This window comes from Magnetospirillum sulfuroxidans, from assembly GCF_018224925.1.
GTDB classification, from domain to species: domain Bacteria; phylum Pseudomonadota; class Alphaproteobacteria; order Rhodospirillales; family Magnetospirillaceae; genus Magnetospirillum; species Magnetospirillum sulfuroxidans.
The window spans coordinates 296568-319329 of the sequence record NZ_JAGTUF010000001.1; the positions used below are offsets into that span (position 1 = coordinate 296568).

Sequence of the window (22762 nt, forward strand, 5' to 3'; positions counted from 1 at the left end):
GCAGCCTAAGCGGTGGTTATGAATGGCGATAGGCGCAGTATTTGCAGTATATAGATGCACCAGACGCTATAGTTTGATGGCGCATCGCAAGGGGACGGCCATGTCCAGACCTGATCTGAATTTGCTCTATACCCTTGACGTTTTGCTGGCCGAAGGCAGCGTGGTCGGGGCGGCGCGGCGATTGCGTCTCAGTCCATCGGCCATGAGTCGGGCCTTGGCGCGATTGCGTGAGACAACCGGCGATCCGTTGCTGGTTCGGGCCGGCCGGGGGCTGGTCGCGACCCCGCGGGCGTTGGAATTGCGCCAGCAGATCGCTCAATTGGTCCAAGACGCCACGGCGGTGTTGCAGCCGGCGAAAATGCTGGACCCGACGCGGCTGGAGCGCGCGTTTTTTGTGCGGAGCAGCGAAGGCTTCGTTGAAAATTTCGGTGCCGCGCTGATTGCCCGTGTGGCGACCCAGGCCCCTGGGGTGCGGCTGCGCTTTGTCGCCAAGCCGGATCGAGGCAGCGCGCCGTTGCGCGATGGCCGCGTCGATTTGGAAATTGGGGTGGTGAGGGCGGATGATGGGCCGGAGGTGCGGACACAAGGATTGTTCCGGGACCGCTTTGTCGGGGTGGTCGGTCAGGGGCATCCCTTGACCCAGGGGGAAATCACCGCCGCCCGCTATGCCGGCGGCAAGCATGTTTTGGTGTCGCGGCGGGGATTGGATCGGGGGCCGGTGGATGAAGCGTTGGCGTCCTTGGGCTTGACCCGTGACATCATCACCATCGTCGGCGGCTTTTCCGCCGCCCTGGCTCTGGTCCGGGCGGCAGAGCTGATTGTCGCCGTCCCCGAGCGTCACACCACGGCCTTGCGCGCCGGTCTGCATACTTTCCCGTTGCCGGTCGCGCTGTCGCCGGTGATGGTGCGCATGCTGTGGCACCCCCGGCTTGATGCCGATCCGGGGCATTGTTGGCTGCGCGAAAATGTACGCGCGGTTTGCGCTTTATCCTAAGAAAGCGCGATCACCCGAATGGGTCATCGCACTTGCTGCACATGGGAATGCCGGAAACGTCGCCACAGCGGAAGGCATCGACGATTTTGCGGAATTCCGGCCCCTGGCGAATTTCCGCCAGACTTTGTTCCATGATATTGCCGATTTTCAGTTCGGCATTGGAATCATAGCAGGCGCAGGCGGTCACCGTGCCGTCGCAGAACACGCCGACGGCGCGCAACAGCACCCGGCACGGCATCAGCCGCTGATGTCCGATGTTCTTGAGCGACCAGATGCCGTGATTTTCAAAGAATTTGCCGTGCACGACGTTGCCGCCAAAATTGTTGGCAATGACGGTGAAGACTTTTTCCACCCCGTGACCTTCCAGGAAGGCGCGGGTGCGGTCGCGAACTTCGGCCCAATTGTCGCCGGTGCACACCGCCTTGACCATGAAGTTGGTTTTGGTGCCTCGGGTGGTTTCGGCCATCTTGTGCAGGTTGGCGAGCGTGCGGTCGAACTTGGCGCCGACATAGGTGGCCTCGTAGCTGTCCTTGTCCCAGCCGGCGAAGGAAAACTGGATATAGGCCAGGCCCAGCTTGCCCAGTTTCTCGCAGCGCTCTGGCGTCAGGGGCGTGCCGTTGGTGACGATGCCGACGGAAAAGCCCATGCCCACCGCCTTTTCCAGCATCTCGAAGACGTGGGGGTGCAGCATGGGCTCGCCCTGGCCCGACAAGATGTGAAGCGTGGTGATGCCGTTGGCCTTGGATTGTTCGAGGATGCGGTCGAACACGTCCAATTCCATGAAACCGGAATTGGATTTCCACACCTCGTGGCCACACATGGCGCAGCGCAGGTTACAGCGCCGGGAAATCTGCATGTACAGTTCGGTGGGCAGCAAGTGGCGCGCTTCGGATTGGGCGATGACATGGGCGCGGGCTTCGGCCAGCAGCGTGGCGGCGCGTTCCTTTTGTCCGGCCTGATCCAGGCCGATGCCGAGGAAATAGCGGGTCCGGCCGTTGGGCTGGGCCTTATAGGCGGCTTCCAGCAGGGGAATGGCCTGTTGCGCGCGGCCTTGTTCGATCAAGGCGCCGGCCAGCCCCATGGCGCTGTCGAAATGGCTGGGAACCAGCTTAAGCAACGAGCGGAATCCGACCTCCGCCTCGGCCCAGCGCTCCAGCGTCATCAAGATGGCGGAGCGGCGGAAGACGCAATCGGGCACATGGGGATAGGCGGCCAACAGCTTTTCCGCTTCATCCAGTTTCTGATTGGCGGCCAAGGCTTGGGCGCGGACCAGCGCATCGGAAACATCGGCTGGAAAAGCAGGGGCAGGGGCGGACGAGGCCATCGGAACTCCGAAAACTATCACCAAAGGCCGGCATCTTATCAGCACTGCCGTGGATTTGGATATGTCATAAGGTTCGCGGGATTGTGGCCCAAGCGGGCATCGGGCATGATGGCGCGCTGGCGAAAAGGAGATGAATACGTGGATTTTCCGGCCGACCCAAAACCCGAGGTTGCGATTGCCGCGCCCGTGGATGGGGGCAAAGGCCGCTGCCGCTTTGGCATTCGCGCCAAATTGCTGGTGGCCGTGGGATTGTTGGCGGGGATGACGTTGTTGGCCGGTTGGCTGGCCTGGAACAGTTATTCCGAGGTCGGTCGCTTGTTGACCGCGGTGACCCGCGCCAATCTGCCCAGCGTCGCCGCCGCCTTGAAATTGTCGGAAGCCACCGCCCGTCTGGCCGCCGCCGCCCCGGCGCTTGATTCGTCGCAAAGCCAGTTTCAGCGGCAGAATAATTTCGTCGCCTTGCAACAGCAGGCGCAGCGTTTGCGCAATCTGATCGAGGACCTGGAAGGCACCAGCATCAACCTGCCGCAATTGCAGGAATTGCGGACGTTGATGGTCTCTATCGGCGATAACGTGGTCGGCCGCAATGCTTTGGTCGACCGCCGTCTGCAACAAAGCGAACGCAGCCGCCAGCAGGCACTGGGCCTTGCCACTCTGGATAACGGGGTGCGTACGTTGCTGGCCCGCAAGGGCACTGATTCCGATCTGGCGGTGGTGGCGGCGGCCTCTGATCTGCTGCGTCAGGCCCATGCCAGCCGCGACATGGATAATCTGGGCGATCTGCGGCGACGCTATGAAATGGTGTCGCGGCACTTGGCCGAGATGATCGACGATCCGCGCACCATCGATCTGCCCCTGCGGGAGGCTGCCCGCCAAGCCATCACCTTGGGCAATGGCCCGGAAAACGTGTTCGAATTGCGAACCCGTGGGCTGATGACCGATGTCCGCTTGCTTGCCGCCAACGAAGAAGGCCGCGATCTGGTGGCGCGGACTTCGTCGGTGGTCGGCCGCATCGTCTCGGAGACCGAGGCCGCGGCCATCGCCAACGAACGCCGGGCCGCCGCCGCCTTGGCCACCGGCCGTCAGGTGATGATGGGCATCGCCGTGGTTACCGTAATGGGGCCGCTGCTGTTTATCTGGATGTATTTGGGCCGCAATATCGTCAATCGTCTGGCGGGTCTGGCCTCGGCCATGCACCGCATCGTCGAGGGCGATTACCACACCAAGGTGGAAGCCTCGGGCAATGACGAGATTGCCGACATGGCCGGCGAATTGGTGGTGTTCCAGCGGGCCTTGGCACAATTGCAGGATTCCACCGACGCGCTCAAGGAAAGCGAAGGCCGTCTGCGCACCATCCTTGATACCTCGCCGCTGGCCTTGGCCATCAGTCGGGTGTCTGATAACGCCATTCTTTACGTCAATCCGCGGTGGTCGGAATTGTTTGACTCCAGCCTCGACACCAGCGACGGCAAAAGCGCGGCGTCGTTCTATGCCGATCCGCGCGACCGCGACCGCGTGGTTGAACTGGTGCGGAGCCAAGGCTATCTGGCCGATTACGAAAGCCGCATGCGCCGGGCCAACGGCCTTGAATTTTGGGCGATGATGTCGGCGGCGGCCATCGATATGGATGGCGAGCCGGCGATATGCGTGTCGACCACCGACATCACCAAACGCAAGGAACAAGAAGAAGCGCTGGCCGAAGCCAAGCGTACCGCCGAGGACGCCAGCCAAGCCAAATCGTTGTTTCTGGCCACCATGAGCCACGAAATCAGAACACCGATGAACGGCGTGCTGACCATGGCGCAATTGCTGGAAGACATGCCGCTGGCCCAAGAACAAAAGGAAATGGCCCGCGTCATCCGTGATTCGGCCACCGCGTTGCTGACCATTATTAATGATATTTTGGACTTCTCGAAGATCGAATCCGGCAAGTTGGAGCTTGAGATCATCGAGATGTCGCTTTCCGACGTCATCGAAAGCGTGGCTGAATTGCTGGCCCCCCGCGCGGCGGAAAAGGGCATCGGCCTGATGACCTATGTGGATCCGACGCTGTCCGATCTGTTCATGGGCGATGCGACGCGGCTACGCCAAATCGTCACCAATCTGGCCGGCAATGCGGTCAAATTCACCGACAAGGGCTATGTGCGCATCGCCGCCGAACCGGCCGAGGTCGGGCGTGTGCGCTTCACCATCACCGATACCGGCATCGGTCTTAACGGCGTGCAGCAAGCCAAGCTGTTCGAGCCGTTCAGTCAGGCCGACGCCTCGATTTCACGCCGCTATGGCGGCACCGGTTTGGGGCTGTCCATTTGTCGCCGGTTGGTGGCGATGATGGAAGGCGAGATCGGGGTGGAAAGTCTGGTGGGGTCGGGATCAAGCTTTTGGTTCACCTTGCCGTTGGAACAGGTGGGCGAAGATTCGGCCAATGGTCCGGATTTGGCCGGCATCGCCGTGCTGCTGCTGGCCGAGGGGCCGATGGCGGCGGAAATTTTGCGCAATTATCTGGGCCATCTGGGGGCGCAGGTGGCGGTGGTCGCCTCTACCGATGGGGCACTGGCCGCCGTGCGGGCCGCCGCTTTGGCCGGGTGGAATTACGATGTGGTGCTGATGGATGCCGGGGCCGAGCATCAGATACGGGTGCCGATGGCGGCGTCGTTGCGGCTTGCCGCGGGTGACCAGACCACCACCCAGGTGGTGCTGATGGCCGCCCATGCCACCTATCCCGCCGTCGCCGCCGCCGTGCGGGAGGCCGGGTTGTTCGCCACCTTGTCCAAGCCCATCCGGCGGAATTCCCTGTGGCGGGTGGTCGGCGCCGCCGCCAATCGCGCCTTCTTGGCCGACGAGACCGAGGAAACCACGGATCTGTCCGAATCCTTCACCCCGCCCACCCATGACGAGGCCGCCGCCGCCGGCTGCCTGATCCTGGTGGCCGAGGACAATCCGACCAATCAGGTGGTCATTCGCCGGCTGATGGAGCGCATGGGCTATGCCATCGAGATCGTCCGCAACGGTCTGGAAGCATGGGAACACATGCAAATCCGCGATTACGGGTTGCTGCTGACCGATTGCCACATGCCGGAAATGGACGGTTATGAATTGACCGCGCGGGTGCGCGAATGGGAACAGGAAAGCCTGACCCGCTTGCCCATCGTCGCCCTGACCGCCGACGCCTTGTCCGGGACCGCGACGAAATGTCTGGAATGCGGCATGGATGGCTTTTTGGCCAAGCCCATTGATCGGGCGCAGATGGATTCCACCATCCGCAAATTGCTGCCGGCGGCAGTCAGCTTGCGCCGCCGCCATGTCGCCGCCGTCGAGGGCATGGCCGCGGCGCCTTTGGCGGCCGCCAAGGCGGCGCACGCGCCGCCGCCGGTGCTTGACCTTACCCCCATGCGTGAAATTTTCGGGGCGATCACCGATGATGCGCGCGAATTGCTGACGCTGTTCGTCGACACCACCCAGCCGTTGGTGGAAGAGGCGGTGCGCCAGTTGGACGCGGGCGATAGCGAACTGGCGCGCGATGCCACCCATGCGGCCAAGGGGGCCGGAAATTCCGCCGGCTGCTACCGTTTCGCCGCCCTTTGCGCCGAAATCGAACATTTGTGCGCCGAAGGTTATCTGCTGCAAGCCCGCAGCTTGGCCGCGCCCATGGCCGCCGCTTTTACCGAAGCGGCAACGGAAATCGCGGCATTGTGACGTTTGAAATCACCGGGAAAACTTAACCGCCCAACACCTGGCTGATCTTTTCCTTGAGGGCCGGCGGCAGCACCGGCTTGGCCAGGAAGGCGCCGATATCCAATTCCTTGGCGCGGGCGATGGTGGCACTGTCCGTATGGGCGGTCAGCATGATCACCGGGGTGGCGGCCACATTCTCGGCGCCGCGCAATTGGCGGACAAAACCGAAGCCGTCCATGGGGCGCATCTGAATGTCGCAGATGACCAAATCGGGCTTTTCCCGGCTGACGATGTCCATGCCGGAATTGCCGTCCTGAGCTTCCAGAACGTTGCCGGTTCCCAATTGTTGCAGCATCTTTTTGACGATGGTGCGAACGAATTCCTGGTCGTCGATCACCAGAATCTTCAGCGATGCGAAATCCACGGCCTCAGCCATGCGCCCCTCTCTGTATTGGCAGCCTGCGCCACCAATACTAGCAGAAGCCGGACAGAGGCGATAGCCGCCTCTGTCCGCAATTTATCGCTAGACGGTGATGCCCTCAATGTGCGTCACGGCCTATCTAGCCTTCATCATTTTCCCTCGCCGGGCGCAGGCCTGCGCATGCTTGGCCGCGCCCGCAAGGGGCGCTGGAGCGTCGTGCCTCAGAGTAAAGGCGCGCCGCTTAGCCGTTGACGGCCAAGGCTTGCTGGCTTTGGCGGGCGGCGTCGCGGCCAAGGGCGAAGGCCTTTTGGTTGACCTCGACCATGGCCGGCTTTCTGGCGCGGAAGCGGCCGACGATCTGTTCTTCCAGATCGGCGGCGGGAAAGGGCAGGTAATCGGCGATGGCGCCCAGCATGATGGTGTTGATCAGGCGCAGATCGCCCAGATCGCGGGCGATGGCGCCGGCATCGAAATCATAAACGGTGACGCCGGCGGCGCGCATTTGCGCCACCGGATCATCGGGGTATTTGAACAAGCCGACAGACACCACCGGCGGGGTCAGGCGGATGGTGTTGACCATGGCGATGCCGCCGGGGCGCAGCATGTCGGCCCAGCGCGAGCCTTCCGCCACTTCAAAGCCGACCAAGATGTCGGCGGTGCCCGGAGTGATCACCGGCGACCACACCTTTTTGCCGAAGCGGACATGGCTGGTGACGACGCCGCCGCGTTGGGCCATGCCGGCCACTTCCGACTTTTTCACGTCGCAGCCCTTGGCGATGGCGGTTTGCGCCAGGATTTCAGCCGCCGTCATCACGCCCTGGCCGCCGATGCCGCAGACCAGGATGTTGGTGATGATGTTGTCGCTCATTGCGCCGCCTCCGTCAGGGCATGCAGGGGGACGATGGCCTTGGGGCCGCAGGAATCGACGCACATATGGCAACCGGTGCACATGGCGGTGTCGATGGTGGTGAATTTCAGTTCGACGTCGGGCATGCCGGGGCGCTGGCGTATTCCGGTGCGGCTGACGGTGATGGCGGGGCAGCCGACGTTCAGGCAATTGCTACAGCCGTTGCAATCCTTGTCGACCACCGCATAGGGCTTGAAGCCGTCATAGAATTCCGACAATACGCAGGGGCGGTCGGTGATGATCACCGACGGTTCCTTGACCTCGATCTCGTCCTTGATCGCCTTGAACAGGGTCGGCAGCTTATAGGGATCGACCTTCTTGATGCGCTCGGGCTTGACGCCCAAGGCCTCGCACAGCTTGGCGAAGTCGATGCGCGGCGCGTCCTCGCCGTGCAGGCCCTTGCCGGTGCCGGCGTGGTTCTGGCCGCCGGTCATGCCGGTGGAGCGGTTGTCCAGCAGCAAGGTGGTGACGTTGCCGCGATTATAGACGATGTTCAGCAGCCCCTGCATGCCCATGTGCAGGAAGGTGGAATCGCCGATGACCGAAACCACCGCCTTGTCCTTGGTGTCTTCCGAGCGGGCCTTGTCCATGCCCAAGGCGATGCCCATGGAGGCGCCCATGGAAATGGTGGTGTCGAGCGCATTCCACGGATGGCCGGCGCCCAGGGTATAGCAGCCGATATCGCCGGAAATCTGCACTCGCTTGCGCAAGCGCGAAAGCGTGTAATAGACCCCCATATGCGGGCATGCCGGGCACATGGTCGGCGGCCGCGGGAACGGGTCGATCTTGGCATAAGCCGCCGGCGGCGGCGGCGCCTCGCCCAGCAGCTTGGCGATTACCGGCAGCAGCACGTTGGGGGTCAGCTCGCCCAGGCGCGGCAGGATGTCCTTGCCGTGGATATCGGCCAGCCCGGCGGCTTTCAGTTCATTTTCCATCAGCGGTTCGGTTTCTTCCGCCACCACCAGCACATCGACCTGAGCGCGGAAGGCCTTGATGGTTTCCACCGGCAACGGATAGGTGAAGCCCAGCTTGAGCACCGGCGCGTCGGGGAAGCTGTCGCGCACATGCATGAAGGCGGGCCCCGAGGTGACAAAGCCGACGCGGCGGTCGGAACCGGGATCGATCAGGTTCAACGCCGACTTTTCCGCCGCTTGGCGCAAGGCATCCTCGCGGGCGATTTGGCGGGGCAGGGCGACTTTGGCATTGGCCGGGGTCAGGACCCAGCGCTTGGCGTCGATCTTGAAACCGGAAATGGCGCGGTCGTCACGTTCGCCCACGGTGACCAGGGCCTTGACGTGGCAGATGCGGGTGGTCAGGCGCAAGATGACCGGGGTATTGAATTCCTCGGACAGGTCAAAGGCCTGCTTGACCATCTCATAGGCTTCCTGGCTGTCCGCCGGCTCCAGCACCGGGACATGGGCGAAGCGGCCCCAAAAGCGCGAATCCTGTTCGTTTTGCGATGACGACAACCCGACATCGTCGGCCACCGCCACCACCAGACCACCGACGACACCGGCCAGGGTCAAGGTCATGAAGGCGTCGGAGGCCACGTTCATGCCCACATGCTTCATGGCGCAGAACGAGCGTGCGCCGGACATCGAGGCGCCGATGGCCACCTCCATCGACACTTTCTCGTTCACCGACCATTCGGCGTACAGATCCGGGTATTGGGCGATGTTTTCCAAGATTTCCGTCGACGGCGTACCCGGATAGGCGGCGGCGACCTTGCACCCGGCCTCCCACACACCGCGCGCGATGGCTTCGTTACCGGAAAGCAGCAAACGCGTGGCGGCCTGGGCCTGAACGGCAGCGGACATGGACACTCCTTACACCTTGATACCCGTGTGATCCTGGCGATTTTCCCCGTTTCGGGAAGGGCAAGACCCTAACATTATTCGGGGCAATTCTGAAATATCTTCAAGCGGTTTGTGTATCGCTTTCCTTGAGTTTGGTCACGTCACGGCACAGATAGGAATTGCCGCTGCCGTAACTGCCCAGCCGGGCCGTCAATTCGGCGGTCGGGGCGATGAATTCCTTGAATCCCAGGCCGCGCCAAAAGCCGTCCTGGCCCTTGATGGCGATCAGGGTCAGGGCGGGCAGGCCGCGCGCTTGGGCCAGCGCTTCCAGTTGGTTCAGATACAGCGTCGCGCCGCCGTGGCCGCGGATTTGCGGCATAAGGGCGATATCGTGCAGGTGCAGGCAATCGGCCGGACCGGGCAGGGGGCCCAACGGCTGATCCAGCAGCGGCGGCAAGCCTTGGCTCCAGACATGGGCGAAGGCATAGCCGCGTATGGCGCCGTCGGCGTCTTCCACCACCCGGCAGCCGGCCGGGAAGAACGCCAGCTTATCAGCGAAAACCTCGATCCGTTCGGGATAGTCCGGGTGCAGGGTCTCGGCGATCCGCAGCACAGCCGGAAGATCGTCTCCCCGCATGGGGCGCCACAGGATCATGCCTTGCGCATATCCCTGACCCGCACCGCCTTGCCCTGGCTGCGCGGCAATTCGCCCGGTGCGCGCACCAACACCTCGCAGGTGACGCCGACCATGGATTTCAGGTGGTGGCGGACCTGACGGGCCAGCAGCTTGCGGCCGTCCTCGTCGCGGTCACAATCGGATTCGGCCTCGACGGTCAGATGGTCCATCGACCCCTGGCGGGTGATCACCAATTGGTAATGGGGCGCAATGCCGGGGAAGCCGACCAGAACCGATTCGACCTGGCTGGGGTACAGGTTGACGCCACGGATGATCAGCATGTCGTCGTTGCGTCCGGTGACCCGCATGATACGGACATGGGTGCGGCCGCAGGCGCAGGGTTCGTCCACCAGGCGGGTGATGTCGCGGGTGCGATAGCGGATCATCGGCAGGGCTTGCTTGGTCAGGGTGGTGATGACCAATTCGCCCGGCTCGCCCATGGGCACCGGTTCCATGGTGTCGGGGTTGACCACTTCGAACAGGAACTGATCTTCCCAGCCGTGCAGGCCCAGGCGATAGGTGCATTCCATCGCCACTCCCGGCCCCATGATCTCGGACAGGCCATAGGTGTCGCAGGCGCGGATGCCGAGGCGGCGGTCCAGCTCGGCCCGCATGGTTTCCGACCACGGCTCGGCGCCAAAAGTGCCGACGCGCAAGGGGCCGTTGGCGAGATCGACGCCCATCTGTTCGGCGACTTCCACCAGATTAAGGGCATAAGACGGCGTCGCCGCCAGCACGGTGGCGCCGAAATCGCACATCAGCGCGATCTGGCGTTCGGTCTGCCCGCCCGAGACCGGAGTCACCGTGCATTTCAGCCGTTCAGCCCCGGCGTGAAAGCCCAGGCCGCCGGTGAACAGGCCGTAGCCATAGGCGTTGTGCATGCAATCGCCCGGCCGCACCCCGGCACAGGCGAGCGAGCGCGCCATCAGATCGGCCCACATGTTCAGATCGTCCTCGGTATAGCCGACGACGGTGGGCTTGCCGGTGGTCCCTGAACTGGCGTGCAGGCGGATCACCTGTTCGCGCGGCACGGCGAACAGGCCAAACGGGTAATTGTCGCGCAGATGGGTCTTGACCGTGAACGGGAAGCGCGCCAGATCCTCAAGCTGCTTCAGGTCGTCGGGATGAACGCCCTTGGCGTCAAAGGCCTTGCGGTAATGCGGCACATGGGCATAGGCGCGGTTGAGCGCGCCTTTCAGCCGCTCCAGTTGCAGCTTGGCCAGTGACGGGCGGTCCAGCCGCTCGATCTCGGGGGCAAACATGAAGCTGGGACCGGCCGGCACGGACATATTCGCATCCTCGCAAATTTCGTCCGGGCGGTTTAGCGGTTAAGCCCGCATAACGCAATAATCGCCTTGGCCGTGGCGAAAGATCGGAATTTTTATGATTTCAATAAGCAACGCCCTTACGGTCACGGCGCGATCAGCCCTTGGCTGATGGCCTTGTTGACGGCTTGGGCGGTGGTGGCGGCCCCCAATTTATCGCGGGCGCTGCGCAAGGACGAGGTGACGTCGCTTTCCGGCCGGTGCAGCAAACCGGAAATTTCCCACAAGGAACGGCCATCGGCCAAAAAGCTCAGGCATTGCCGTTCCATGGCCGACAACTCGCTTTCCGGCACCGCCACTTCCAGCAGCCGTTCGATGGCGGTGTGATAATACAGCGCCAACAATTTCAGGCGCGGCTGCATGCCGGCGAAATGCTCCATCTCGGCGCGCGAGCGAAAGGCGAAGGACATGGCGGCGATGCAGCCGCTTTCACTGTGAAACGGGATGGTGAAGCCATCGCGAATGCCGTATTCCGCCGCCTCGGCGAATAAAAGCTGTTGTTCCGGGGTCATGCCCTGGGGGCGGTTGAGCAAGAAGCGCCAGGCGAACGGCAGGTGGCTGCGTTGGGCTTCCAACACCACCGGGTCGATGAATTGATAGCGGTTGAGGAAGTAATGGTTCATCCATTGGGCCGGATAGGTGGAATCCCAATAGGGATCTTCCAGCCCCGGTCGGCTGTTGCCATAGGCGAAAAAGTCAACGTCGGCTTGCTTGGCAAGCTGACGCAACGATGCCTGGGCGGCGGGGATATCCTCGACCCACAGCAATTCCTCGGTCATTTCGGTGATCCAGGAATCCATCTTCACCTCCCACTGCCCGCCGGAAGTTTAGAGGGATTCCTAATGAATATCCAGCAATGGTTGCGTCGCCCGTTTAGGCCAATCCGCCCATGCACAAATATTTGATCTCGAGGAAATCATCCATGCCGTACTTGGAGCCCTCGCGGCCGATGCCCGATTCCTTGATGCCGCCGAAGGGGGCGACCTCGGTCGAGATGATGCCTTCGTTGATGCCGACGATGCCGTATTCCAGCGCCGCCGACACCCGCCAAACTCGGCCGATATCGCGGGAATAGAAATAGGCGGCAAGGCCGAATTCGGTGTCGTTGGCCATGCGCACCGCTTCTTCCTCGCTGTCGAAACGAAATAGCGGCGCCACTGGACCGAAGGTTTCTTCCCGCGCCACCAGCATGGCAGGGGTGATTCCGGTCAGGATGGTCGGTTCGAAGAAGGTGCCGCCCAGGGCGTGGCGCTTGCCGCCGCACAACACCTTGGCCCCCTTGGCCACCGCGTCGGCGATGTGGCGTTCGACCTTGTCGACCGCTTGTTCGTTGATCAGCGGGCCTTGATGGGTTTCGCCGGCCAGTCCGGGGCCGACCACCAGCTTGGCCACCGCCTCGGCCAGCTTGGCGGCAAAGGCGTCATAGACCGAGGATTGCACCAAGATGCGGTTGGCGCAGACGCAGGTCTGGCCGGTGTTACGGTATTTCGATGCCATGGCGCCGGTTACCGCCGCATCCAGATCGGCGTCGTCAAAGACGATGAAGGGGGCGTTGCCGCCTAATTCCAGACTGACCTTTTTCACCGTATCGGCGCAGTGTCGCATCAGGTGCTTGCCGATCTCGGTCGAACCGGTGAAGGAGAGCTTGCGAATGAGGGGATTGCTGGTCAGTTCGTTTCCCACCGGCACCGGATCGGCGCAGGGCAACACGTTGAAGACGCCCGCCGGAATGCCGGCACGCTTGGCCAGTTCGGCCAGGGCCAGGGCCGATAGCGGCGTGTCTTCCGCCGGCTTGACCACCACGGTGCAGCCAGCGGCCAGGGCCGGGGCGCATTTGCGGGTGATCATGGCGTTGGGAAAATTCCATGGCGTGATGGCGGCGACGACGCCGATAGGTTCTTTCACCACGACGATGCGCTTGTCGGCGCCATGGGCCGGAATGGTGTCGCCATAGACGCGCTTGGCTTCCTCGGCGAACCATTCGATGAAACTGGCGCCATAGGTCACCTCGCCCCGCGCTTCGGCCAGTGGCTTGCCCTGTTCGGCGGTCATCAGCTTGGCCAGATCGTCGGCATTGGCCAAGATCAGTTCGTACCATTTGCGCAACAGGTTGGCGCGGTCCTTGGCGGTCTTGGCCCGCCAGGCCGGCAGGGCGTTGGCGGCGGCGTCGATGGCGCGCCGGGTTTCGGCCTGGCCCATGGCGGCGACGTGGACGATGACCGAACCGTCGGCCGGGTTGGTGACCGCGAAGACCGCGCCCGAATCGGCGTGAATCCACTTTCCATCCACATGGCCGTGATTGCGCAGCAAGGTGAAATCAGCGAGTTCCAGCATGGTCGGCTTCCTGACGGCAGGGGACAAAGATCGGCAAACAGATATACTCGCCCGCAACCGCAACACCAAGGGGCCGCCCGATGAAAAACCGCCGCTCGTTTTATCTTGCCATCGCTGGTCATGAAATCCATGTCAGCGAGTGGGGCGATCCGGCCGCGCCAGCCTTGGTGATGTGGCACGGTTTGGCGCGAACCGGCCGTGATTTCGACACCGCAGCCGCCTTTTTCGCCGATCGGTACCGGGTGATCTGCCCCGACACCATCGGTCGTGGCCTGTCCAGCTGGTCCACCGCCCCCGATACCGATTACACCTTGCCGGTCTATTGCGGCATCGCCATCGGGCTGCTGGAAGCGCTGGGGATCACCTCTTGCCGCTGGGTCGGCACCTCCATGGGGGGGCTGATCGGCATGGCCTTGGCCGCCAGCGATTTGGGCCGCGGCCGCATCGACAAGCTGGTGGTCAACGATATCGGCCCGGCCCTTAACGCCGACGCCGTCAACCGCATCAAGGCCTATGTCAGCATGGTGCCGGAATTCGCCACCATGGATGAATTCGAACGGTTTTTACGCGTGGTTTACACCCCGTTCGGTCAGCTCAGCGATGCGGAATGGCGGTTGATGGCGGAAACCAGCGTGCGGCGGCGCGATAACGGCAAGTTGTCATCACATTTCGATCCGGCGGTGATGCGGGTGTTCTGCGAACAGTTCGACGGCTCCGAAGCGTGGGAGATGTGGGATGCCATCGCCTGCCCGACCTTGGCCCTGCGCGGCGCGGTTTCCGATCTTTTGTTGGCCGAGACCGCGACGGAAATGACCCGGCGCGGCCCCAAGCCGGCCCTGATCACCGTTCCCGGCTGCGGTCATGCGCCGATGTTGAACGTGCCGAGTCAGTTGCAGCCGGTGGCGGCGTTTCTGGCCTAAGGACGTCAGACCCCGACTATTTTGACGAACGGCCGCATGGGTTTTTGGTCGCTGTCGGTGATGGCCATATTCGCGCATGGCGGATGAGGCGTGTTCTGCCGCGTCCGCCATTCCGGCGCTTGGTCATGCGCGTCATCTATTTTTCTCCCAATCTTTGCAAGGCAGCCGAAGAGGGGGAGATTCGCATTGGCGTGCTGAATTACACTAAATGCGCGAATAGTTAGTGAATAGATATATACTTAGAATGGGTGTATCATGCGAGGATTGACTCGTTTTACGTGTGTACGATAGCCTTAGATACAGGCATAAGATGTCTTGCCTACTGAGCTGCTTTTAAGGCGGATCCAATACGCATAGGGAGACGAAGTCATGTCCGATGATAGCTTTGCTGACCTTCAGAAAGTTTTTTTTGCTGCCTTCATTCAAGGGGTTGGTTTCCACCTCAGCCAGCCAGCTCAGATGGTTCAGCCGGCGCCGCCGATCATCGGTGACGATGATGATGAGGCGGATACGCTTTTATGGAATTACCTCAATACCATTCCAGAGTATTCTTTGACTCGGAATACGACTTTGTCGTCGGGCGCACAGTTTCTTGCGAATTATTCCGCGGTGATGAGTTCCATGGTAAGCCCTCCCAATGACTTCAAGAAGGTCATTGGCGATTATTGCTTCGACGCCTATTCGTCTGCCGTGGAAAACGGCTATGCCGTGGCATCGCCAAAGGGGTATCGCGATTGGGCGTTTTTGGTCGGACCGTGTTCGGAAAACGCCGATGCCGGTGCCTCGGCTTATGCCCGCATGCTGCTCAATCCGATTTTTGCCGGCCAAAACAACGTTCTGGCTTATAAGCCGGTGGGGCGTAAGCCGGTTGATTTCGTCCCCGGCTATGCCACGATGATGAAGCAATTGAAGAAGGCGCCGGCCGTCACCTTCGCTGCCAATCTCAGCGTGTCGAGCCAAGATTACAAGAAGACCTGGACTGGCGGCAGCCAATCAGCGGTGTTCGGCTTGTGGTCCAATAGCAGCTCGGACACGGAAATCAGCAAGAAATTCTCGTCCAGTGAAGTGACGATGAACGCCAGTTTCAAGAACTTGCTTCCGTTCAAGGGGACTCCCGGCGATTGGTACACTTCGTCCGCGTTTGGTATCGCCTATCATGATCCCAGTTCCAAGGTCTGGGCCCCCGGCGGCCAAAAGACTTGGGACAACACGTTCTCGTCCAAGGGGGACATGCAGCGTTTCACCACGATTTTGCTGATCGCCAATCAGATGACGTTGAATTACAGCACCAAGGCGGTCTTCAGCAGCAGCGAGCAGCGCGAGATCAGCAACCACAAGGGCGGCGGTCTGTGGCCGTTCTACAACTCCTCCTCCGGCGGTTATTCGGACACCCAGGTGGATTTCAACACCGCCGGCAATCTGAATGTGACGGTTGTCACGGAAAAGAACGTGCCGACCATCGTTGGCGCCGTCGTCGAGCCCGTGGATCAATTCCTGGGATACGCGAAGGAAGCATCGAAGCTGCTTGTGGCGAACCTGTGAATTAAGCCGATATGGGACGCCTCGCCCAATGGTGGGGCGTCCTTATTCTGCCCTTAAGGGGGAGATGCTCTGATGCGTGGTTTCTATCAGCTCCAAACCTTGTTTGCCGCTCAACAGGCGACAGCCATCGGATTGACGCCGAGCAGCATGAATCTCTATCAAGCTGCCCAGCTGCCTCCCGCCGGTTCGGATGAGTTCCTCTGGGGGCTTCTTAATCAGCTTCCGGATGCGGGACCAATACAGTCCGGTTCTACCGCCGGCACATTCTTTGACGCCTATAGCACGGTGATCAATGCCCTGGTCGCCGGACACAATCCCTTGGATGCCGTCGCCGCAGCGAAACGCAATCTTGCCGAGTGGGGGCACCAGCCGCCGGCTTGGGTTCGCGGTTATAAGTCGATGGCCAAGCAGCTTGGCGCCGCGCCGCATCTGAGCTTTAGCTTCACCATTCCCTCGGACGAAGACCCTGCCGTTTGGGGATTATGGCGGCAGGCAGAGGTGGTGGGGGGGCCTTCCGCCCGCTTTGCCGAGGCACGGCTGAGCATGAAGACAGCTTTTGGCCGTCTGCTCAATTTCGCCCCGGAAGCGTCAGACTGGTATACGTCCTCGGCGATGTCCTTGGCTTATCATAACCCTGGCAAGGCCCCCTGGAATCCGAATTCGGCGGTGAATTGGGAATCCACTTTTGGCGACGGCGGCAGCCTGAACCGCGTGGTGATCGGGTTGCTCTGCGTTCGTGATATCGCCTTGTCTTATGAGTCCGAGGCTGAATACCCGGATGAAGAACAGACAGAAATCGAAGACGGCTCCGCGCTCGGGCTGTGGCCTTATTATCTGGACAACCGAGTATCGACGACACAAGCGACATTCAACGCCGATGGCAATCTGGATGTCTCTGTCGACAGTTCTTCTGGAACGCCTGTGATCGTCGGCATTGTTACCCAATCGGCGGCGCGGTTTTTCGGCGGACAATAGCGCGGATTGCGAGGCCGTGAAGCCTGCGCGGTAATTGAGCGGACCCGGCGCGGGCCGCCATGGCTAAGCTGGAGCCGATTTCGGTTGATCGGAAACGGCACTGGCGCATGGATCCATTCCGATGGTGCGCTGATTCTCCGAATGGATCCGTGCACAATTCGTTGATTTTGTGGTCCGGTCCAAACAGAGGGTTCATGTCAATGAACCTTCTGTTTTAGGTTCCCGGCCAGTGCAGGGCGCCGTCTTGAACCAGATCATCCATGTCGGTGGTGGTTGATTTCTTGGTTTTGCGGCCCTTGCGTTTGGGCTGTTCGGTTTCCGAGCGTTCCATCATCCGCGCCACCGTTTCCAGAACGGAACCGACCGATGTTGCCGGGGTTTCGGTGATGCCGCTGTTGTCGGCAGCCTCCAGCATGGCGTGCACCACCGTCTCCATGGCTGCCGGCATGGTGTTTTCCTCGCTGGTGCGGCGGCGCAGGTGATAGACGGTCTGCTTGCCGAAATCCTTGGCCAGCGACAGCACGCCGACATATTCGCTGATGTATTTGTCGGCGAATTCCTCGGCGTTATTGACGGCTTCGGTGCGCATGGCCGATTGCTCGGCGGTAAGCACGGCGACGAATTGCTGGGTGGCGTAGACGTGGCCGATCACCGTCACCGGCTCCAGACGGGCGGCGCGGTTGATGTGGCTGCCGTAGAAATTCTTGTTGTTGCGGATGGGGTCGATGGCTTCGAACACCGGGCCGGCATGCAAGCTGATGCGCAGGGTCAGCGGATTGGTCAGCCGGTCCTTCATCTCGACGCCCAGGCGGGCCACCACTTCTTGCATGGTCAGGGCGTATTCGGCCATGGGGGTGGCCTTGTCCATGACGACGAAGATGGCGTCGCCCCAGGTGTTGATGGATTTTGGTTCGATCCCGGACGCGGTCAGGCCGTCCTTCAGCCGTTGCAGGAATTCCAGGAAGTCAGGAATATGTTCTTCCTTGAGCTTGGAATAGCCGGCGATGTCGCAAAACAGCATCGAGCGGATGACCCGGCCCTGGCCTTCCTCGTCATTTTCCTCGCTGCCGCCGAAATCCAGGTTGGGCATGGCCGGGCCGTCGGGGCACAGTTCCGGATTTTGGGTCAGCAATCCGTCCAGATCGATGATGCGCAGGCGCGAGATATCTTCCCACTGGTCGATGAAATCGCCGGCGCCGCCAACCAGGGAGCCGGGCATCATGTCCCACACCGCCAGCAGATAGGGGCTGGTGCGCAAAAAGCCAGAACGCAGCGTCGCCAGACCGTGCAGGCACTGATTGGCGAAGCGGTACAGCATATCGTGGCCAAGGAAACGTTCTTCGGTGGCATAGGTGACCGAAGCGGCCAGCTTCAAGGCATTGCGGAACCGCATTTCCCAGCGCGGGCCGCCATAGCGAACATCGGCGGCGATGAAATCGTCGATGGCGAAGGGCATCACCACGTTGACTTCGGCGCCGCGTTCCAGCATGGCCTCGATGAACAGCAGATCCGAGCCGCAGGCGGCGGTGGAATAGCCGATCTGGGCGTCCAATTCGTCCAGTTGCGAGGCGATTTCCGCCCGGACCACCGCTTCCAGCGCCGGGGGGAAATGCGGGCCTTCGCCCGGACGGTCAAGCGCATGGCCGGTGAAAACCACCACCGTCGGCGGCTTGATGATGGTGGCCAGTTCGTCGGGAACGTCGATGCCGCCTTGTTTCAGCAACTCGATCTGTTTCAGCGCCGAGACCACGCGGCCGTAATGCACGCCTTCCAGCGCCCGCGCCCAGTGGAAGGTGTCCAGGGCGGCATCGCCGTCGCCCAGCAATAATTGCGCTTGGCCCAAGGTGGCCAACATGCGGTAACGCTCGTCGGCGGGCAGGGTGGGGTCGACTTCGTGGGCGGACAAGAAGTCGTTGACGCGTCCGGCCAGGGCCTTGGCCTGGGGCAGGTCACCCAGCATCACCGACATCACCGCCGCGTCGATCCCATCGCGCGGGTTGCCGCCGACGGCGAAGGCGCGCAGGAACAATTGCCGACAATGTTCCAAATCGTTCCGGGCGCCCGAGGCCAACCAGGCCTCGCGGAACACCCGGGCAAGGGCGTTATAGGTTTCGGCGTCGGCATCGGCTTCCAGCTTCTTGCCGCGGACCATCTCGATTGCCTCGGCCAGATCGGCCATGGCCGACAAAGCGTCTTCGGAATGGATTTCGTCCAAGGTGACGATGGCCGCTTTCAGGCTGGCTTGCAGGCGCCGGAACGGGCCTTCGTCGATCAAGATAACGTCAAGAACCGGGGCCAGCAGGCGCCGGGCTTCATCGACGGCGCCGGTCTGCGACAGGGCGATGGCGCCGAAGATGGCCAGTTTGAAACTGTTGGGGAAAAATCGCAGGCCATCACGGCAAACGTCATGAGCCAGGAAGTTCTGGCCGTCATCCAGCAGCGCCCGGGCCGAGCGTTCCCATTCATCTTGGTTTTTCGGCATCCCCGTCATCGCCGCCGACTCGCCCATGATCGCGCCCCATGCAGTCTATCCCCGATCATCAAGGTTTAACACGCAGCCCGGCGGGGGGCGAGCCTTTATGCCGCCGGCAGTGCCTGATCCAGCAAGTCGGGATTGCGCATCTGGCCGACGAAGCGATCGACCGCTTGTTGCAGACGGCTGGCGCCACCGGCCAGATCGGCGGCGGTGTTGAGCACCTGAACCGAGGAATCGCCGGTCTGATCGGCGGCCTGGGTCAGTTGACCGACGCCCTGCGACACGGCGACGGTGCCGCGCGCGGCTTGATCGACATTGCGGGCGATTTCGTCGGTGGCGGCCTCTTGTTGGCGCACGGCTTGGGCGACGGCCTCGGAAATCAGGCTAAGCCGGCCGACGATGTCGCCGACATGAGCGATGGAATGAACGGCGCGGGCGGTTTCGTCCTGTACGGCGGTAATGTGGCTGCTGATTTCCGCCGTGGCCTTGGCGGTCTGGTTGGCCAGGGTCTTGACCTCGTGCGCGACCACGGCAAAGCCTTTGCCGGCCTCGCCGGCCCTGGCCGCCTCGATGGTGGCGTTCAGCGCCAGCAGATTGGTCTGGCGGGCGATGGTGCCGATCAGGGTGATGATTTCACCGATGCGTTCGGTGGCGCCAGCCAGATCGGCGATGATGGCGTTGCTGCTGTTGGTTTCCGCCGCCGCTTCGGCGGCGATGCGGTTGCTTTCGGCCACTTGCGTGGCGATGGCGGCAATCGAGGCCGACAATTCCTCGGTGGCGGCGGCGACGCGGGCGGTATTGTCCGAGGCGTTGCGGGCGGCATTGTCCACTTCTTGCGCTTCGTGACGGGCGTCGGTGGAAACCTGGGATAACGAGCGGGCCGAGCCTTCCAGGCTGGCGGCGCCATGGGTCACCGAATCCAGCACTGCGCGCACGCCCGAATCGAATTCCTCGGCCATGCGGATGCGGGCTTGCCGGCGTTCCTCACTTGCCTGTCGGGCTTGTTCAACCTGTTGCCGGCGCAAATCTTCACGTTCGATGGCGTTGTCCTTGAAGGTGGCGACGGCGCGGGCGATGTCGCCGATTTCGTCGCGTCGCTCGGCCCCGCCGACCACGACCGAGGTATCGCCGGCGGCCAGACTGCGCATGGTGGCGATGGCGGCGGCGATGGGAAAGGTGATGGAACGGCCGATGCCGATGGTGACCACCGCCAGCAGGATCAGACCGCCGACGGTCACCGCGCCGGCGGTCAGGCTGGCCCGGTTCCACGCGGTCATGGCGCCATCGAATTGTTCCTGCGCCAACGTAATTTGCAGATCGGTCAGTTCGCGCAGGATTTGCGCTGTTGCGGCATAGGTCTGCGCATCGCTTTCCCCCACATTCTCACGGGCGCCAAAGGCATCGCCTTGGGCCAGCATGGCCAGGGTTTGGGCATAGGCTTGCCGCCATTGTCCCAAGGCCGCCTCGAAATCCTTGCCCAGCCGGGTTTCGTCGGCGTCATGGGGGAGACGGCGGTATTGTCCCCACAAATCGTCAATGGTCTTGGTGCTGGCGTCGATGTCGCCCGACAGCCGGTCAAGCGTCAGCCGGCTTTCGCTTTGGACAATCTGCACCACGTCGCCGCGCACATGATGAACATGGTCAAGGATGCGGGCCAACTGGCCCATGGCGGTAACGCGCTGGGCATTGACCGCCTCGGCGCCACGGGCCAGATCGCGCCCCCCCAACATGGCGGTGCCGCCGACAATCAGCAATAGAATTGCCGCGGCGGACAGAAGGATCAAAAGTCGTTGCCCGAATTTGACACGATGCAGCATGTCTCGCTCCCCATTCGCACTATATTTTCTGTGCGTAGGGGGGCGGTTTTACATTTCGATTAAGCTTTCCCGCAATTGGGGGAATCCACAGCGGCTTGTGGATACTGTCATAATCGAAAGTTTAATTCAGTTCTCGCTGTTGTGGGTTTTGCCCTTACGGTGACGATAGGTCACCAGTTCGTGGACGATGCCGTGCAGGGTCTGCACTTCCTGGCCCGTCAGGTGGGCGCGCTGGAACAGATTGCGGATATTGCGCACCATCACCGGCCGTTTGTCGGCAAGGCGCAGGAAGCCGCATTCGTCGAGTTCTCGTTCCAGATGGTCAAAGAAATGCTGTAATTTTTCTTTGGTGGCGGGTGGCTCGGCCCCCTTGGTCATATGCTGTTCCGGCAGCACCGGGTCATCGGTCTGGTACCATTCATAGGACACCAGCAGCACGCATTGCGCCAGATTGAGCGATGAATAATCCGGGTTCAGCGGCACGGTGATGACGGTGTCGGCCAATGACACGTCCTCATTCTCAAGGCCGGTGCGTTCGGGGCCGAACATCACCCCGAATTTCTGGCCGTCGGTGGCGATGGCGCGCATGGCGGCGGCGGCGGTCCTGGGGGTGTTCACCGGCTTGACCATGAAACGGTTCCGCGCCGTGGTCGCCCATACCCGGTTAAGGTCGGCGACGGCTTCGGCGGTGGTGTCGAATATCTTGGCCCCCAGCACCACCCGGTCGGCGCCCGAGGCGGCGGCGATGGCCCGGTCGGACAGCCAATCCGGCCTGGGGCCGACCAGACGCAGATCGGTCAGGCCGTTATTGAGCATGGCCCGCGCGGCGGTGCCGATGTTTTCGGATAATTGCGGCCGCACCAGGATGATGGCGGGGCCGGTCGCGGAATCAGTCAATGCAGAACACCCATGATATAGCCGATGAGAACGCCGACAACGGTCATGAAGGGCAGGCCGAAGCCGCCCAGCACCTTGCGGATCTTGGCGTCTTTTTTGGTGGTGAAGACGAAATGGCGTTGCATGGACCGCACCACCACTTCCACCGCCGCCGCACCGGCGAAATCGGTGAAGACACCGGATACCGCCCATGGTCCATAGGTGCCGTCGTCATAGCCGTTGAGCACGGCGCGGCTGGTCTTGTCGTTTCCTTCAAGAAAGGTTTCCCAGCAGGATTTGACCTTCTTGCCCTGTACCTTGTCCATCTGCGGTTCGATGCGCAGGAAGGTATAGGTGGTGTCGATGACCCGGACGATGCGGGAATTGGGTTCCGGCTTGGGCGGCGGTGGCGGCGCCACCACCGCCGGCTTGTCCTCGGGCGGCGGTCCGCCGCCCATCACCGCATGGATGGGATGATCGGCCGGCACCAGCATTTGCCAGCGCTTGATCGCTTCGCGCGCCACATCCAGATGCCCCTTGGCCACCAATAATTCGGCGACGGCTTGCCAGTAATCGGCCGGCCCAGGCTCGCCACCGTCTTCGGTGCGGGCATTGTTGAGGGCGGCCAGCAACTCGGTACGGAGCGGTGGGGGGCCGTAAATGGCCACCCAATCCTGCATTTGCGCCAGAATTTCCGAGGCCAT

17 protein-coding genes are annotated in these 22762 nt (G+C 62.0%); 5 read left to right on the forward strand and 12 right to left on the reverse strand.

The window, feature by feature from the left end; genetic code table 11:
* Window positions 1-100: 100 nt before the first annotated feature.
* Window positions 101-994 (forward strand): LysR family transcriptional regulator, encoded by an 894-nt coding sequence (locus tag KEC16_RS01290; RefSeq protein WP_211545847.1) that lies wholly within the window; start codon window positions 101-103, stop codon window positions 992-994.
* A 10-nt stretch (window positions 995-1004) separates the two neighbouring features.
* Here KEC16_RS01290 and KEC16_RS01295 read toward each other — a convergent pair whose 3' ends face one another.
* Window positions 1005-2318 carry a radical SAM protein gene (locus KEC16_RS01295; protein WP_211545848.1) on the reverse strand — a complete coding sequence of 438 codons (1314 nt, stop codon included), beginning with the start codon at window positions 2316-2318 and terminating at the stop codon, window positions 1005-1007.
* A gap of 138 nt (window positions 2319-2456) precedes the next feature.
* On the opposite strand from KEC16_RS01295, the gene KEC16_RS01300 reads away from it, so the two are divergent.
* The gene (locus KEC16_RS01300; protein ID WP_346343992.1) at window positions 2457-6014 is read left to right on the forward strand and encodes a response regulator; all 3558 of its coding nucleotides are present in this window, start codon (window positions 2457-2459) and stop codon (window positions 6012-6014) included.
* A gap of 22 nt (window positions 6015-6036) precedes the next feature.
* Here the strand turns inward: KEC16_RS01300 and KEC16_RS01305 are convergent, their stop codons facing one another.
* The 7 genes from KEC16_RS01305 to KEC16_RS01335 form a co-directional block, all read right to left on the reverse strand.
* Window positions 6037-6429: a response regulator gene (locus KEC16_RS01305; RefSeq protein ID WP_211545849.1), complete on the reverse strand. Its 393-nt coding sequence runs from the start codon at window positions 6427-6429 to the stop codon at window positions 6037-6039.
* 226 nt (window positions 6430-6655) lie between these two features.
* Window positions 6656-7282, reverse strand: a complete 627-nt coding sequence (locus KEC16_RS01310) for an indolepyruvate oxidoreductase subunit beta (RefSeq protein WP_211545850.1) — start codon at window positions 7280-7282, stop codon at window positions 6656-6658.
* Entirely contained in the window at window positions 7279-9138 is a 1860-nt protein-coding gene (locus tag KEC16_RS01315) for a thiamine pyrophosphate-dependent enzyme (RefSeq protein WP_211545851.1), read from the reverse strand. Before KEC16_RS01315 ends, KEC16_RS01310 begins: the two co-directional genes overlap by 4 nt.
* Window positions 9139-9238: 100 nt before the next feature.
* Window positions 9239-9772, reverse strand: a complete 534-nt coding sequence (locus KEC16_RS01320) for a GNAT family N-acetyltransferase (RefSeq protein ID WP_211545852.1) — start codon at window positions 9770-9772, stop codon at window positions 9239-9241.
* The gene (locus tag KEC16_RS01325; RefSeq protein ID WP_211545853.1) at window positions 9769-11082 is read right to left on the reverse strand and encodes a phenylacetate--CoA ligase; all 1314 of its coding nucleotides are present in this window, start codon (window positions 11080-11082) and stop codon (window positions 9769-9771) included. The genes KEC16_RS01320 and KEC16_RS01325 overlap by 4 nt, the downstream gene beginning before the upstream one ends.
* A 122-nt stretch (window positions 11083-11204) precedes the next feature.
* A complete protein-coding gene (locus tag KEC16_RS01330; RefSeq protein ID WP_211545854.1) occupies window positions 11205-11918 on the reverse strand; it encodes a helix-turn-helix transcriptional regulator in 714 nt (237 codons plus the stop codon).
* 73 nt (window positions 11919-11991) lie between these two features.
* Entirely contained in the window at window positions 11992-13452 is a 1461-nt protein-coding gene (locus KEC16_RS01335; RefSeq protein ID WP_211545855.1) for an NAD-dependent succinate-semialdehyde dehydrogenase, read from the reverse strand.
* Between the two features lie 80 nt (window positions 13453-13532).
* Here KEC16_RS01335 and KEC16_RS01340 point away from each other — a divergent pair, with 80 nt between their 5' ends.
* The 3 genes from KEC16_RS01340 to KEC16_RS01350 all read left to right on the forward strand — a co-directional run bounded on the left by KEC16_RS01340 (window position 13533) and on the right by KEC16_RS01350 (window position 16889).
* Window positions 13533-14372 carry an alpha/beta fold hydrolase gene (locus tag KEC16_RS01340; protein ID WP_211545856.1) on the forward strand — a complete coding sequence of 280 codons (840 nt, stop codon included), beginning with the start codon at window positions 13533-13535 and terminating at the stop codon, window positions 14370-14372.
* A gap of 369 nt (window positions 14373-14741) precedes the next feature.
* Window positions 14742-15914: a hypothetical protein gene (locus tag KEC16_RS01345; protein ID WP_211545857.1), complete on the forward strand. Its 1173-nt coding sequence runs from the start codon at window positions 14742-14744 to the stop codon at window positions 15912-15914.
* A gap of 72 nt (window positions 15915-15986) precedes the next feature.
* Window positions 15987-16889 carry a hypothetical protein gene (locus KEC16_RS01350; RefSeq protein WP_211545858.1) on the forward strand — a complete coding sequence of 301 codons (903 nt, stop codon included), beginning with the start codon at window positions 15987-15989 and terminating at the stop codon, window positions 16887-16889.
* Between the two features lie 214 nt (window positions 16890-17103).
* Here the strand turns inward: KEC16_RS01350 and KEC16_RS01355 are convergent, their stop codons facing one another.
* The 4 genes from KEC16_RS01355 to KEC16_RS19685 all read right to left on the reverse strand — a co-directional run bounded on the left by KEC16_RS01355 (window position 17104) and on the right by KEC16_RS19685 (window position 22762).
* Entirely contained in the window at window positions 17104-19398 is a 2295-nt protein-coding gene (locus KEC16_RS01355; RefSeq protein WP_249208624.1) for an adenylate/guanylate cyclase domain-containing protein, read from the reverse strand.
* A gap of 68 nt (window positions 19399-19466) precedes the next feature.
* Window positions 19467-21182, reverse strand: a complete 1716-nt coding sequence (locus tag KEC16_RS01360) for a methyl-accepting chemotaxis protein (RefSeq protein ID WP_211545859.1) — start codon at window positions 21180-21182, stop codon at window positions 19467-19469.
* A gap of 126 nt (window positions 21183-21308) precedes the next feature.
* Window positions 21309-22079 carry an RNA methyltransferase gene (locus KEC16_RS01365; protein WP_249208625.1) on the reverse strand — a complete coding sequence of 257 codons (771 nt, stop codon included), beginning with the start codon at window positions 22077-22079 and terminating at the stop codon, window positions 21309-21311.
* Entirely contained in the window at window positions 22076-22762 is a 687-nt protein-coding gene (locus KEC16_RS19685) for a hypothetical protein (protein ID WP_249208627.1), read from the reverse strand. Before KEC16_RS19685 ends, KEC16_RS01365 begins: the two co-directional genes overlap by 4 nt.

Coding starts and splice junctions, on each gene's coding strand:
- KEC16_RS01290 (WP_211545847.1), top strand. CDS start 101: ATGTCCAGACCTGATCTGAATTTGCTCTATACCCTTGACGTTTTGCTG.
- KEC16_RS01295 (WP_211545848.1), bottom strand. CDS start 2,318: ATGGCCTCGTCCGCCCCTGCCCCTGCTTTTCCAGCCGATGTTTCCGAT.
- KEC16_RS01305 (WP_211545849.1), bottom strand. CDS start 6,429: ATGGCTGAGGCCGTGGATTTCGCATCGCTGAAGATTCTGGTGATCGAC.
- KEC16_RS01310 (WP_211545850.1), bottom strand. CDS start 7,282: ATGAGCGACAACATCATCACCAACATCCTGGTCTGCGGCATCGGCGGC.
- KEC16_RS01315 (WP_211545851.1), bottom strand. CDS start 9,138: ATGTCCGCTGCCGTTCAGGCCCAGGCCGCCACGCGTTTGCTGCTTTCC.
- KEC16_RS01320 (WP_211545852.1), bottom strand. CDS start 9,772: ATGATCCTGTGGCGCCCCATGCGGGGAGACGATCTTCCGGCTGTGCTG.
- KEC16_RS01325 (WP_211545853.1), bottom strand. CDS start 11,082: ATGTCCGTGCCGGCCGGTCCCAGCTTCATGTTTGCCCCCGAGATCGAG.
- KEC16_RS01330 (WP_211545854.1), bottom strand. CDS start 11,918: ATGGATTCCTGGATCACCGAAATGACCGAGGAATTGCTGTGGGTCGAG.
- KEC16_RS01335 (WP_211545855.1), bottom strand. CDS start 13,452: ATGCTGGAACTCGCTGATTTCACCTTGCTGCGCAATCACGGCCATGTG.
- KEC16_RS01340 (WP_211545856.1), top strand. CDS start 13,533: ATGAAAAACCGCCGCTCGTTTTATCTTGCCATCGCTGGTCATGAAATC.
- KEC16_RS01345 (WP_211545857.1), top strand. CDS start 14,742: ATGTCCGATGATAGCTTTGCTGACCTTCAGAAAGTTTTTTTTGCTGCC.
- KEC16_RS01350 (WP_211545858.1), top strand. CDS start 15,987: ATGCGTGGTTTCTATCAGCTCCAAACCTTGTTTGCCGCTCAACAGGCG.
- KEC16_RS01355 (WP_249208624.1), bottom strand. CDS start 19,398: ATGGGCGAGTCGGCGGCGATGACGGGGATGCCGAAAAACCAAGATGAA.
- KEC16_RS01360 (WP_211545859.1), bottom strand. CDS start 21,182: ATGCTGCATCGTGTCAAATTCGGGCAACGACTTTTGATCCTTCTGTCC.
- KEC16_RS19685 (WP_249208627.1), bottom strand. CDS start 22,762: ATGGCCTCGGAAATTCTGGCGCAAATGCAGGATTGGGTGGCCATTTAC.